The organism is Verrucomicrobium sp. BvORR106, assembly GCF_000739655.1.
Lineage (GTDB): Bacteria > Verrucomicrobiota > Verrucomicrobiia > Verrucomicrobiales > Verrucomicrobiaceae > Verrucomicrobium.
In genome coordinates, this window is the sequence record NZ_BATR01000125.1 from 63,329 (window position 1) to 77,149 (window position 13,821).

The window sequence follows — 13,821 nt, forward strand, 5'->3', positions numbered from 1 at the left end:
TAACCCTTGATCAACACACCCGCGAGAGGTTCAAAGGCCTCTATTCTTGTCAGGGTTAGTGAGGCCTTGTTCGTAGTAGGGACATGAGTAGGCCTCAGTACCCGCGAACCGAGTGCGACTGAGTAAACTAAAGTTTGTGCTACAAACAGCTTTCCACTCTACCGCCGACCTGCCCCTTCTACTCTTTCAATGGACACATCAACATCCATGCCAGCATAGTTGGCCGCCAGGTTTTTGGAGATGGAGAGTTCGACGGACGGATAGGACAAGCCAATCGTTGCGCGTTCCGGGAAGATGATGTTTTGCCAGTCCGTCTGCGAGGTGGACACATCGAAGAGTTTGTTCTTTTTCGAGTCCTCGCCGTAGTGCCAACTGGAAAGTCGATCCATTCTAGAAGCTGGTTCCTTGAGGGAAACACGGAGCCATCGCTCCGAGATGGGCCGGGGAACCACCACGGTGGTAGTTGATGGCTTGGCGCGCAGGTTGATGGTCAACGAACACTGTCTGAGCAAGGCTAACTGCTTGTGATCGATGAATATGCCGATGTTGCCGAGGTCGATGTGGAGGCCTCTCACGGCGTCCGTCCATTTGACCCGGGCAAACTCTCCTGCCAGGTCCGGCTCATGTCGCTCCGAGGTGCCATCGGAGGTTGCTGTGATGTAGGACTTGATGGGGAGGGGCAGATCCTGCGCGGCAATGCGAAGGTAACAGGTGTTGTCCTTGTCTGTTTGCGGGACTGCCGCGGGTCTTCGAACGCTGCGATACGCAACGATCACGACCATCAGGGTGATGGCAGCCCCGAGAAGGAAGGTCAATCTGCGTCGCATGAGGGGGAAGTTGTTTGAGTGGCACGAAATAAGAGGCTCACTTTGGGCATGCTTTGTACACTAGAGAGTCAGCGATAATTCGCCAGTGGCCTCAGTTCGCGCAATTCCAGTTCGACTGAGCAAACTAAAGTTTGTACTACAAACAGCTTCCCATGGCGATGGCAACATCTGGGCCTTTGGCTCGTTTGAGGGCCGGATCTGATTCTCAGATGGCGAATGCTATTCCAACAAGAAGGCTTTCAACAAGCGTTCCTCACCCCGCCTGGAATTGCCGTTGCCGAGATCTTCCCAGACTTCTTTTTCAAAGAACTGGATGTAGATCGTCCTCCAACCTTGTTTCTTCTTCTCTTCAGCAAGTCGTTCTGCGACCTTGGGCCAGATGGCGCTATCATTGACGCCGTAGATGTAGAGCCAGATGGAGTTTTCGCCTGCATTTGCTCCGACTTTGAAGCCAGTATCCGAAAGGTCATCGAGAATGAGCTTCGTGAAACCAAAGACGGCTCTGCGTTCTTCGTTGGAAGCCGCGGATTTGAAGCCCATTTGAGGTTTCTTGACTTCGGCTGTCTCTGCCAAGGCGGGATTCCCTGTGAGCGTCAGGGATAGCGCAGCAATCAGAACTAAATGAAGTGGTTTCCCACACGCTGCCTGGTGGCTCCCTCGATTGGATTTTTGAACGCTTTTCATTCGATCGGGGTTTTCGTGTTCAATGGAGAGTCCTGGATCGCCTTTACGAACTTCATAGTGTTTGAGGCGAAACCTGAGCAAACTAAAGTTTGTACTACAAACAGCTTCCCGCGGCGATGGCAATGGCAGGGCGGTTGGCTGAGCCCGCGTGTGGTTGAGGTGATTCCCCCTCAAACCCGCATCCCCCACCCCAGTCCCGGCAGGCCCTCGTCTCCCCGGTTGCCCCATTCTTGAGCGAGGGTTTCGGGACCCACTTCATCCAGGCGCAGGGCGACGAGGTTCTCCTCCCAGTCTTCGGCGACGTTGATGAGGTTGTCGATGATCTTGGAAAAGCGCTCCAGGACCAAGTGTTGCACGGGTTCGCTGTAACACAGCATGACGCGGCCTTCGAAGTCCATGCCGAGGGTGGCGCCGCCGGTGCCCATCCAGAGAACGTTGGCGGCGAGCATGAAGGTGGCCGTCTTCGCGCGGTGCTCCTCGGCCACGGTGCCGAGCTCAATGACGAAGGCGAGCATGCCGGTCTCGACATCGAGTTGGAACTGGACGGTGAGGTCGTCGTCCACCGTGATGGCGCAGAATCCCTCGAGGGTGGGCTCCAGGCCCGCGACCTGAATGACGGTCCCGTATTCGGTGAGGAGGTTGCGGAAGATCTCGTCGTGGTTCATGGAAATCAATCGATCAATCGGTCGGTAAACGTAGCAACGAATGCCCAGCATCAGGACTTCATGGCCAGCATGATGGAAAGCACCACGTCATCGCGGTGGCTGGACTTGGGCCCCTCTGACTCAGGTGGCTTGTCGGGATCGGGGACCTTGGTCATGTCCACCCCCAGTTTGGTGAGAGTCTCACGGGCCTGGGCGCGGACACCGGGGTCGCTGTCGCGGCTGGTGGCGAGTTCGTACAGGGCCTTGGCGTTCTGCTCGCGCGCTTGCCCCAGGGTGCCGGAGGCCCGTTTGGCTAGGCCGTTGACCCACTTGGCAATGGTGCACACGCCCCTGGCAATGCCAAAGGCGAGCGAAACGGCACCCAAGGCCGCGCTCAGCGGCGGGAAGGCGGCCGTGGCCAGCGCGGCGACACCGAAGCCCATGGCGACGGTGCTCAGCGTGCCCTCGAGGGTCTTGCGGGCCATCTTGCGATCGCACTTGGCCTCCGCGTAGCGGGCGATGCGGGTGAGTTGATCCTTCTGCTGCTGCGGGGACAGCTTGCTCAGGTGAGAGCGACCCTGGCCATCCACGCCTTTGGGGTCCAGGGCAAAGCGCACATCCGGCGGGGCGTCCTGAATCTTGGAGGCATCCTTGCCGCGATACTCCTTCAGCTTGCCCTGCAGATCCTGGGCCCGGCCGTGATCTCCGGTGGAGGAGGTCTGTCCCCACACGCTGCCAAACTTGCTGGCCTTCCGGTAGGCGACGACGGCGACCCCAACGTCCACCGCGGCAAAGCCAACGCCCACCCCGCCCAGAGCCGTGCCAACCTTGGCCCCGGTCTCCATGCCCAGCTTGAAGGCATTGGCCGAGCCATTGAGGAACTTCGTGAAGCCAACGCCCCCGGCGGTAACTCCGGCGGTCAGCTCCGCCTTCTCCTGTCCCCAGCGGCGGGCCCGCCAGCCGCGTGCCTTGTCGGTTGTCCCTTGGGTGACCTGCTGGAGCTGGTCCTGACGCTCTTCCAGGTTGTCCACCACGGTCATCCTGCGTTCGCCGACGGAAGACCTCGGGGTGGTCTGGGGCGCTCCTACCTCTCCCGAACTGATGGACGGGGAATGGGTTCGGACGGAGGTGGCATCCATGGACGATGAAGTGGACTCAGGCTGGGAGGATCTGGCGGGTGTTTCGTAAAAAACGTCCTCACCCAGACTCTCGCCCTGAGCACATGGAGGTTACAGAAAAGTTTCCTTTTGTCCACCCCATCGCCTTTTTGGCGTCATCCCAAAGAGCTACGCCGCCTCGCGTAGCGGAGGGTTGCCCCCCCTGAAGGGCGTTTCATAGAACTCCAGGAGCGGCCCGCTCTCTGAAGAGGGCTCCCAGACTTTCACCCCACCCCACTCCTCCCGCAAAGACGGTCGTCAAACAGGTTCTTAGGACGGCAGCAGCTCAGCTCCTTTGATCAGACGGCAGAACTCTTTTTTGGTCGCTTGAAGGTGCTTGCCCGTTTTGGTCTCCAGGTCGCCCATGTCCTTGTACTCCACGGAAAGACGCTCCAGGTGCACGATCCGGATGTAGCGCTCCCCTTGTTTCCAAACTTGACCTTGATGTAGCCTCATCCTGAAACGTAGCTGCATATTCTTCAATTGCGAGCCTGGACTCTCCCGGCTTGGTGCCTGTTCATCTCCCCTTTCCCTTCTGCATGATTTCCCGGTTCAACCTCGTTCTCGGCCTCCTGGCGGGCTTCCTCCTGGTCTGGGGTGCGCCGTGCCATGGCCAGGCGGGCAGCGGGAGCTGGGCCTTCCAGAACTGGAAGATCGAGGACGGGCTGCCGGACAACAACGTGAGCGATGTGCGGCAGATGCCAGATGGCAGCCTGCTCGTGGCCACCTACGGCGGGCTGGTACGGTTCGACGGGCTGCACCTAAACCAGACCACGCTGGAGCCCCGCAACAACAAGAGCTCCCTCGTGCGGGCCATGCTGCCTGGCAAGGACGGCAGCCTGTGGCTGGCCACCGGGCAGGGCCGGATCGTGCGTCATGCCCCCCACGGCCCCTCCCAGGCCTACCATCCCCCGCACCAGCCCAACTCGTACCCGCTCCACCTCTGCGAGGGCCCGGGCGGCTCTCTCTGGGTGAGCTACTCCGAGGGCGAGGTGGTGGAGATCCGGGAGGGCAAGGTCCATTTCCTGGGCGCCGCGCAGGGGTTGCCCGCAAATGCAGTGGCCAAGTTCACCGTCGATCGGGCCGGGCGTTTCTGGGCGGTGGCGGGAGAGGCCCTGCTCAGCTACCGGGAGTCGGACGGTGTGTTTGTCCACGCGGCCAGCTTGAGCGTCACCCCCAACTGGCGACGCTCCACCGCCATCTGTGCGGCGGCGGATGGCGGGCTCTGGCTGGCAGCGGGGCTCAATGTCTTCCGCGTGCACCCGGGGGCGGACACGCCGGTACCGGTCAAGATCGGCATCGTGCCTGAATTCGCCGAGCAGACCTCCATCACGCGCCTGTTTGAGGATCGCTCCGGACGTCTCTGGGCCTGCCTCTATGATGGCAACGTTTACCACCTGGAAGACGGCAAACTGATGCGGGCGGGGTCGGCGTTGCATGAAATAACGGCGGTGACCGATGACCTGGAGGGCAATCTCTGGCTGGGGGCGAGTGAGGCGGGCCTGTGGCGGGTGCGCCCCCGCGTGCTGGAGGCGCTGGCCGATGCGGGCCCGCTGGTGGCGGAGGCGATGTGCACGACCGCACAGGACGCCCAGGGGAACATCTGGCTGACGGGTACGAATGGTTATCTCCTGAAGCGGGAGTCCGGCAAGTGGCGGCGACTGGGGGCGGAGTCGGGATGGACGGCGGCAGAGGCCCGCACGGTGGTGGCTGGGCAGGACGGCACCATCTGGGTGGGGACCAAGGATGAAGGCGTCTTCCACTCCACGCCGGAGGGGGGCTTCAAGGCGGTGCCCTTCCCCATCCCCGCGCCCTGGGGGAACATCCGGGCCATGCTCATGGACGCCGAGGGCAGCCTCTGGACGGCGATCAATGCGGATCTCTGGCAGTACCGCGGCGGATCGTGGCGGAAGTATTCCTCGAACCTGGCCGATGCCTACATCCAGACCCTGGTGCAAGATGCCGCGGGTGTGGTGTGGGCGGGCACGAGTGAGGGGCAACTGCTCGCGGTGAAGGATCGGGATCTGCAAGACCGCACGCCCGACGACTTCGGCGATGCCGCGGTGCGCGGACTGCTGGCCACCCCGGACGGAGCCCTATGGATCGGCCGCGCCAGTGAGGGCTTGGTGCGCCACAAAGACGGGCGCTTCACCCTGGTGGGGCTGGAGCAGGGGCTGGACTTCAACGGCATCTCGCACCTGGTGCTGGATGGGCAAGGCCGCCTGTGGGGTGGCAGTGCGCAGGGCATCTTCCGCGTGCCTCTGGCCGAGCTGGACGCGGCCGCGGACGGTCGGGTCACGCCGCTCCATGTGGCCAAGGTTGGACGGGATGAGGGGCTGGCGAGTCTGCAGTCGGGACGCGGCTACTGGCCCAATACGCTGCAAGACCAGAGCGGCACCCTTTGGTTCAACATGCGCACGGGCACCGCCCTGGTGCACCCGGATGCTGCCGCTGACAATCCCGTCCCGCCGCCGGTGACGATCGATGCCGTGAAGCTGGATGGGAAGCCGCTGGAGATGAATGGGGCGAAAAGCTTCACCCTCCCGCCCAATCACCACAGCCTGGAGGTGGAGTATGCGGCCATGAGCTTCCGCTCCCCGCAGAATGTCCGCGTGCGCTACAAGATGCGTGGGCTGGACACCGAGTGGACGGAGAACAGCCGCGAGCGCCACGCCATCTACTCCCGCCTGGCGGCTGGCAGCTACACCTTCACGGTGATCGCGGCCAATGACAGCGGCCGGTGGAATGAGACCGGGGCCTCCATCGCCATCACGGTGCGCCCGTTCTTCTGGCAGACCGTCTGGTTCCGTCTCTCCTGTCTCGTAGCCGCCATCGTGGGCGTGGCGTGGATTGCCCGAAGCATCATCAACCGGCGCTGGCGCAACCGCATGGCGGAGGTGGAGCGGCAGGCCGCCCTGGACCGGGAGCGCACTCGCATCGCGAGGGACATGCATGATGAACTGGGGGCCAGCCTCACGCAGATCGCCATCACCAGCCAGCTTGCCCAGCTTGATCCCCCCGAGGCATCACCCGGGCACATCGCCGAGATGGCGGCGATCGCGCGCCGTGCGGTCACCTCGCTGGATGAGATCGTCTGGGCGGTGAATCCACGCAATGACACCCTGCGCAGTCTGGTGGACTACATGGGGCAGCATGCGGTGGATTTCCTGAGTGCGGGAGGGCTGGAGTGCGAGCTCTCCCTGCCCGATGAGGTGCCTGATCGTGCAGTCTCGGCAGAGTACCGGCACCACCTCTTCCTGGCGGTGAAGGAGACGCTCACCAACATCGTGAAACATGCCGGGGCCTCCCGGGTGGAGCTGAGCGTGAAACTGGCCGGCCAGGGGCTGGACCTGGAGATCGCCGACAACGGGCGTGGGTTCGAGGCAGCAACCTCACAAGCTGGTGCCGACGGGCTGATCAACATCAAGGAGCGCATCCGCGAACTTCACGGCACCTGCCAGATCCAGAGCACGCCGGGTGAAGGCACCCGGGTCATTTTGCAGTTGCCATGGCCCCAGGGTGTCAGCGATTAGTGGTCGTTTCCCGTCCCAATCACCTCACATGCCCACCCGCGTCGCCCTTGTTGAAGATGATCGCGCCACCCGTGAAGGGTTCCGCAAGATCCTGGAACACGATCCTGAGATGGTCTGTGTGGGCGCGCATCCCAGTGCGGAGGAGGCGCTGCGCGAGATCCCCCGCTCCCTGCCCGATGTGGTGCTCATGGACATCAATCTCCCAGGGCGCAACGGCATTGAGTGCACGGCCCTGCTCAAGCGGGCCCACCCGGCCCTGCTGATCGTCATGCTCACCACGTATGATGACTCGCAGCAGATCTTTGACTCGCTGCGGGCGGGCGCCAGTGGCTACCTGCTAAAGCGGAGTGCTCCGGTGGAGATGATTCCCGCCATTCACGAGGTGCAGCGCGGGGGTGCCCCCATGTCCATGCAGATCGCCCGCATGGTCGTCTCCCACTTTCACCAGATCCCCCACCCCTCCAGCGAGGTGGAGACGCTGACGCGGCGTGAGCAGGAGATCCTGGCCCTGCTCTCCAAGGGGCTCCCGTACAAGCAGATCGCCCACCAGTTGGGCATCAGTTCCAGCACGGTGCACGGGCACCTGCACTCCATCTACGGCAAGCTCCATGTGCAGTCCCGCACGGAGGCGGTGGTGAAGTTTTTGGGGCACTGAGAGCGGCCTCGGGCGGGCATTCGGGGCCATTTCAGACCGAATGGTCTATGGTGGTAGACCACGGGTTTCCATAGGTTTCCCGTCCATGGAAGCCTCGTTCCCCTGCCACCTGTTCCAACACCTGTCTTTCCGCCCCTCCCGTGCGGTCGGTTTGCTCGTCGGCGCCCTGCTGTCCCTGCCTGCTGTGGGCTTCGGCGCGACCATCAACAAGGCGAACAACACCACCGGGCTCAACAACACTGGCTCCTGGACGGGCGGTGTGGTTCCCACGGCGGCAGACATCGCCCAGTGGACCAACGCCGTGGCCGCTGGAAACGCCACGGTCAACACCGGCGGCAACGTGACGTTTGGGCAGATCAAGATCGTGGATCCCGGCGCGACGGTGAACATCGGCGGCGGCAACACCATCACGCTGGCAGGCATTTCGGGAGTGGGCATCGATCTCACCACGGCGACGCAAGACCTCATCCTCGGCCCGGCACTCACGCTCAGCGGCAGCCAGTCCTGGGAGCTCGCATCAGGCAGGACGCTCACGATTGCTGGTGCGGTGGCCAATGGCGCGAACACGCTGGCCATCAACGGCGCGGGCAATCTCATCACCTCCAACAACCTGACCATCAGCGCGGTCAGCAGCCTGTCTGGCACGGTTACAGTGCGCAGCGGCACGCTCACCCTCACGGGGGCGGGCACGCTGGCCAATGTGTCCGGCCTCACGGTGAACAGCGGCACGTTTGTGAACGGCGACAACACCGCCGCGACCAACCGCATCAATCCCGCCATCGGCCTGGTGCTGGGCGGGACCAACGGCTCTGCCACCTTCACCCAGACGGCGGCAAGTTCAGGAGTCAACACGCAGACTTTCACCGGGCTCACGCTGAAGGCCGGGGTGCACACGCTCAACTCCACCGGTGCGGGAGCCGCGGTGGTATTCGCCGGCACGGCAGGCGGCGCGGGCTATGTGCGCGAGGCGGGCGCTTTTCTCAGCTTTGGCAACAACACGACCGTGAGCTTCACCAATGCGCCAACCGCAGCGGGCGGCAGCACGGTGACCTCCAGCGTCTTGGGGGCTGCCAACGACATTCTCACTGGCGCGGTGTACAATGGTCTTGACTTTGTATCCGCGAAGTCCGGCCAGGTGGGGGCGACGACCTCCTACCAGAACAACGTCTTCGGTTCAGGAGTCAATTCCAACATCACCACTGCCTCCACCCTGGGTGGGGACACGCAGAGCATCCGCTTTTCCACCGGTGCCAACACCATCCTCACCCTCTCCGGCGACACCACGGTGCAGTCCGGCGGCATCCTCAGCGCCGTCAGCGGCACGCAGGTCATCACGGGCGGCACGCTGCGGGCCCAGGGCGGTAGCAATCTCTGGATCTATGGCAACAGCGGGAACAACGTCCGCATCAACTCCGTGATTACGGACAATGGCGGTGCGGTGGGCCTTGAGAAATACGGCAACAACACCGTGGGACTGGGCGGCGACAACACCTTCACCGGTGCCATCTACCTGCAGGGCGGCACCGTGGATCTGTACCACGCCAATGCTATGGGCAGCAACTCTGCCACTGCGACCATGACGGTGCTGGGCAACATCACCCTGCGGTCCAACGTGGCGGATGTGGCCAGCGCCAGGAACATCCATATCAACCCGGCCCAGACGCTGACCTACAATACCAACGGGTTCAACGCCACGCTCTCCGGCGTGATGAGCGCCAATCCAAACGTCGTGGGTGACAACACCTCGGCCGCGACCATCAGCAAAACCGGTAACGGCATCCTGCGTCTCACCGGCAGCCTGGCGGCGAATTCGAACATGGGCTTCAACCTCTCCGCAGGCACGCTGGATGTCACAGGAAACTACGCCTCCAACAACCCTGGGTGGAACATGACCGGCGGCACCGGCACGGCGGCTGTGATCACCGTGCGTGGCAACGGCACGCTCTCCAACACCGGTGACTGGAACATGATCACTTCGGCGAACAACCAGCTCGTGATCAACATCCAGGACAACGGCACGGTCGGCGCAGGTCGCGCGTTCATCTCCAAGCAGGCCGGCGCAGCGGTCACCATCAACCAGGATGGCGGCACCTTCTTTGCCGGCACCTATGTCCTGGGTGCCAACGGGGGCAGCAACGCGATCGGCACGGCGACGCACCACCTGAATGCGGGCATCCTCCGTTTCACGGCCGGCAGCGCCCACTCCATCGATACAGGCAGCGTGCTCTACTTCAACGGCGGCACCCTCCAGGCGGCCGCGAACAACGGATCGCTGGCAGGAAACAACACCCTGGGCGGGACGGCTGGCCAGATCATTGTGAAGGCGGGCGGCGGCACCATCGAGACCACTGCCACCAACCTGCTCACCATCAGCGCTGGCATCAACCACGACTCCACCCTGGGCGCGACCCCGGACGGCGGCATCACGAAATCCGGCACTGGCACCCTGGTGCTCTCCGGCACCAACACGTACACCGGCGACACCCGGGTGAATGCCGGCACACTCCGCCTGAGCAACAGCCTCGCGGTGCAGAACAGCACAGTGGCCACGGGCGCGGGTGCCATCGTCTTTGACTCCACGGTTGTTTCCAATGCCTTCACCTTTGGCGGCTTGAGCGGTGCGACGGCCCTGGCCCTGGCCAACAACGCCGGGACTCCCCAGGCGGTCGCATTGACCGTGGGCAACAACAACCGGGATGCCAGCTACTCTGGCAACCTGACGGGAGCCGGTAGCGTGACGAAGAAAGGCAGCGGCACCCAAACCTTCAGCGGCGGGGCCAGCACCTACAGCGGCGGTACGACGGTGACGGAAGGCATGCTCCTGGTGAACAACGCCGCAGGGTCCGGCACGGGCAGTGGCAGCGTCTCCGTGGCGGCTGGGGCCAAGCTTGGCGGTGGCGGCAGCATCACGGGTGGCAGCACGGCCCATATCAGCCTGGGTGCCGGGAGCTTCCTGGTGGTGGGGCAGAGCCACGGCGGAGTGACGGCGACGGTGGCAGAGGATTTCTCGATGACCACGACCGGTACCGGCACTTTCTCCTTCACCAGCGGCACCCTGTTCCAGTTCGATCTGTTCTCCAGCATCGCCGGGGCGGATACGAGCCTGGATGAGAACGACATCCTCTTCATCTCCAGCCCATCGACCATTCAGCTCGCGGGTACGATCCAACTCGCGAATCCCACCGCGAACAGCCTCGGCTGGGCGCTGGGCGATACTTGGAAGCTGATCGACTGGACGGGCTCGACGGTCACGGGCGACTTCTCGCTTGATACCTCCTCCCTGCCCGCGCTCGGCGACTCCGGCTATGCCTGGAGCCTGTTCAAGGACAGCACGGGTCTGTATGCTCAGGTCACCGCTGTGCCGGAGCCCGGCAGGGCGGTGCTGCTGCTGTTCGCTGCGATGGCCGGCTTCATGCGTCGCCGCCGTCGGTAATTTCGCCTTGGTTTGTCCGTATTGTTTCCGCATTGATGCCGCTTCCTTCCATGAAACGCACTTCCGCCCTCCTCACCTCTCTGCTGCTACCGGCGGCAGTCATCACGGCTGCTGACAGTCCTCCGGCTGCCCCGGTGCCTGCTCCAGCCCAGCTGATCAAGCAGTCGCCGATGCTCTCCCCGGAGGAGGAGCTCAAGACCATTGAGCTGCCCGATGGCTACAAGCTGGAGCTCGTGCTGAGCGAACCCCAGGTGACGGAGCCCGTGCTGTGTGTCTTCGACGGGAACGGTCGCATGTACGTCGCGGAGATGAACACGTACATGCAGGACATCGATGGCACCAATGAACTGACGCCGAAGAGCCGCATCACCCGGCATGAGAGCAGCAAGGGCGATGGCGTGTATGACAAGCACTCCGTCTATCTGGACAACCTGCTGCTGCCCCGCATGGTGCTGCCGCTGGATGACCGGGTGCTCGTGGGCGTGACGAACACGAACGACATCACGCTGCACAAGGACAAGGACGGCGATGGCAAGGCGGATGAGCAGGCCCTCTGGTATGAAGGCGGCCCGCGCGGTGGCAACCTCGAGCACCAGCCGAGCGGCCTGGTCTGGGGTCAGGACAACTGGATCTACACCACCTACAACAGCTACCGCTTGCGCTGGAACGGCGCGGGAGTGGCGGCAGGCAAGGAGAACACGGCGGCCAACGGTGGCCAGTGGGGCGTGGCCCAGGATGACTACGGCAAGATGTGGTGGTCCAACGCCGGTGGTGAAAAGGGTCTCTGGAACTACCAGACCCACATCCTCTACGCCGCCATCAACGTCAGCAGCCAGAAGTCGGCGGACTTTGACACCGTCTGGCCCCTCGTCGGTGCTTATGACTTTCAGGGTGGTCCGAACCGGGCACGGCCTGAGGACGGCACGCTGAACCACTTCACTGGCTGTGCAGGCCAGACCGTCTATCGCGGCGACCGCCTGCCGAAGGAGCTTTATGGCAACGTGTTTCTTCCTGAACCCGTGGGCCGCCTCATCCGCCGTGCCACGGTGGAGGTGAAGGACGGGGTCACCACGGTGGCGAATCCGCATGGTCAGTCCGAGTTCCTCCGGAGCCGGGACCTGAACTTCCGCCCGCTCAACATGACCACGGGGCCGGATGGCTGCCTCTACATCGTGGACATGTATCGCGGCATCATCCAGGAAGGCAACTGGGTGAAGGAAGGCAGCTACCTGCGTGGCAAGGTCATTGAAAACGGATTTGAGAATAACATCGGCAAAGGCCGCATCTGGCGTCTCACGCACAAGGACTTCAAGCCCGGACCCCAGCCGCGCATGCTGGAGGAAACGCCGGCCCAGTGGATGGCGCACCTCGCCCACCCGAACGGCTGGTGGCGCGACACCGCCCAGCGCATGCTGATTGTGAAGGGTGACAAGTCGGTGGTGCCCGCCCTGGTGGCCATGACGCAGAAGCATGAGAACCCCCTGGCCCGCATCCATGCTCTGTGGACCCTGGAAGGCCTCAATGCGTTGACTCCTGAACTGGTGACGGAGAAGCTCAAGGACGAAGACGCCCAGGTCCGTGCGGCGGCCATCCGTGTGGCGGAGACGCTGCTGAAGCAGGGCAACGAGGCCCTCATTGCCCAGATCAAGTCCCTGCGTCAGGACAGCTCTCCCACCGTGGTGCTGCAGTCGCTCATGACCGGCAAGCTGCTCAACTGGCCGGACTGGAAAAAGGACTCCCAGACCACCATCTTCATGAGCCCGTCTCTGGGCGTGAAGGAGATCGGCGCGCAGCTCCTGGTGGAGGCTCCCAAACTGGCGGGCAACTTCAGCCAGAATGACAAGAAGCGCCTGGAGAAAGGGCAAGAGGCTTTTCGTACCATCTGCTTTGCCTGCCACGGCTTTGACGGCAAAGGCATGCCCATGCCGGGCCGCGAAGGGGTGACCATGGCCCCTCCGCTGGCTGGCTCCAAGACGGTGCTCCAGAGCGACTTCCTGGTGAAGGTGCTCCTGCACGGTCTGGCAGGCCCGATCGAAGGCAAGACGTATGAATCGCAAATGGTGCCGCTGGGCAGCAACAGCGACGAGTGGATTGCCGATGTGGCCAGCTATGTGCGCAAGGCCTTTGGCAATCAGGGTGCCCTGGTCACGAAGGATGAGGTGAAGAAGCTACGCACCACGAACAAGGATCGGGTGGTCGCTTGGACCATTGAAGAACTGCGAGCCGGATTGCCCCAGCCGATGACGAACTCGAAGGAATGGAAGCTCACTTCAAGCTTGAATGACAGCGCCCTCTCCAAGGCTCTGGACAATGATCCTGGCAGCCGCTGGAGCACCAACAAGTTCCAGGCGGGTGGTGAGTGGCTGACCATTGAGCTGCCAGCCGAGACCGAGGTGGCGGGCGTGGAACTGGACAACACCCGTTCTGCCAACGACTTCCCCCGCGGTTACACGGTGGTGGTGTCCAGCAACGGCACGGAGTGGTCCAAGCCTCTGCTCACAGGCCAGCCCTCCGGGGCCGTGACGGAGCTTGTGTTTGAGAAACCCGTGAAGACCAAGTTCGTGAAGATCACCCAGACCGGCTCCGCCAAGGGGAACTTCTGGAGCGTGCATGAGCTCCGCGTGTTGAAGCCCGCGGCCACTACGGCTGCCGTTGGAGCAAAATAGGAATCTAGAATCGAATCACGTCAGGGCCTTCCAAGTGAGCTTGGAAGGCCCTGATGCTTTGGAGGTGGGTGTGCGCCCCCCAAAGCTCTCGTGGCGCGGGCGAGTGCATTCCAATGTGTCACGCCAAGGCAACCCACCCACTGCTCTTTGAATGTCAACCACCCAGCGACCTTGTAGTTGACGACGTGAGGAGACACAAATTTCCAGGCATATGATGATGTG

General features: G+C 62.9%; 9 protein-coding genes. 4 read left to right on the forward strand and 5 right to left on the reverse strand.

Features of this window, described 5'->3' with window-relative positions; genetic code table 11:
• Positions 1-158 precede the first annotated feature (158 nt).
• From BV106_RS23725 to BV106_RS23745, 5 genes are all read right to left on the reverse strand, one after another.
• Positions 159-827 (reverse strand): hypothetical protein, encoded by a 669-nt coding sequence (locus BV106_RS23725; protein ID WP_265596015.1) that lies wholly within the window; start codon positions 825-827, stop codon positions 159-161.
• 219 nt (positions 828-1,046) lie between these two features.
• Positions 1,047-1,511 carry a hypothetical protein gene (locus tag BV106_RS23730; protein ID WP_265596016.1) on the reverse strand — a complete coding sequence of 155 codons (465 nt, stop codon included), beginning with the start codon at positions 1,509-1,511 and terminating at the stop codon, positions 1,047-1,049.
• 170 nt (positions 1,512-1,681) lie between these two features.
• On the reverse strand, positions 1,682-2,176 hold the full coding sequence (locus BV106_RS23735; protein ID WP_265596017.1) for a type III secretion system chaperone: 495 nt from the start codon (positions 2,174-2,176) through the stop codon (positions 1,682-1,684).
• A gap of 50 nt (positions 2,177-2,226) precedes the next feature.
• Positions 2,227-3,294, reverse strand: coding sequence for a hypothetical protein (locus BV106_RS23740; RefSeq protein WP_265596018.1), 1,068 nt, complete (start codon positions 3,292-3,294; stop codon positions 2,227-2,229).
• Positions 3,295-3,582: 288 nt separating this feature from the next.
• Complete coding sequence (locus BV106_RS23745; protein ID WP_038168956.1) at positions 3,583-3,768, reverse strand: hypothetical protein; 186 nt, start codon at positions 3,766-3,768, stop codon at positions 3,583-3,585.
• Positions 3,769-3,851: 83 nt separating this feature from the next.
• Between BV106_RS23745 and BV106_RS23750 the strand changes: the two genes are divergently transcribed.
• The 4 genes from BV106_RS23750 to BV106_RS23765 all read left to right on the forward strand — a co-directional run bounded on the left by BV106_RS23750 (position 3,852) and on the right by BV106_RS23765 (position 13,599).
• On the forward strand, positions 3,852-6,845 hold the full coding sequence (locus BV106_RS23750; RefSeq protein WP_038168957.1) for a triple tyrosine motif-containing protein: 2,994 nt from the start codon (positions 3,852-3,854) through the stop codon (positions 6,843-6,845).
• Between the two features lie 28 nt (positions 6,846-6,873).
• On the forward strand, positions 6,874-7,500 hold the full coding sequence (locus tag BV106_RS23755) for a response regulator transcription factor (protein ID WP_038168959.1): 627 nt from the start codon (positions 6,874-6,876) through the stop codon (positions 7,498-7,500).
• Between the two features lie 85 nt (positions 7,501-7,585).
• Positions 7,586-10,933 carry an autotransporter-associated beta strand repeat-containing protein gene (locus BV106_RS23760; RefSeq protein WP_038168961.1) on the forward strand — a complete coding sequence of 1,116 codons (3,348 nt, stop codon included), beginning with the start codon at positions 7,586-7,588 and terminating at the stop codon, positions 10,931-10,933.
• A gap of 50 nt (positions 10,934-10,983) precedes the next feature.
• Positions 10,984-13,599, forward strand: a complete 2,616-nt coding sequence (locus BV106_RS23765; protein WP_038168979.1) for a discoidin domain-containing protein — start codon at positions 10,984-10,986, stop codon at positions 13,597-13,599.
• Positions 13,600-13,821: the final 222 nt, after the last annotated feature.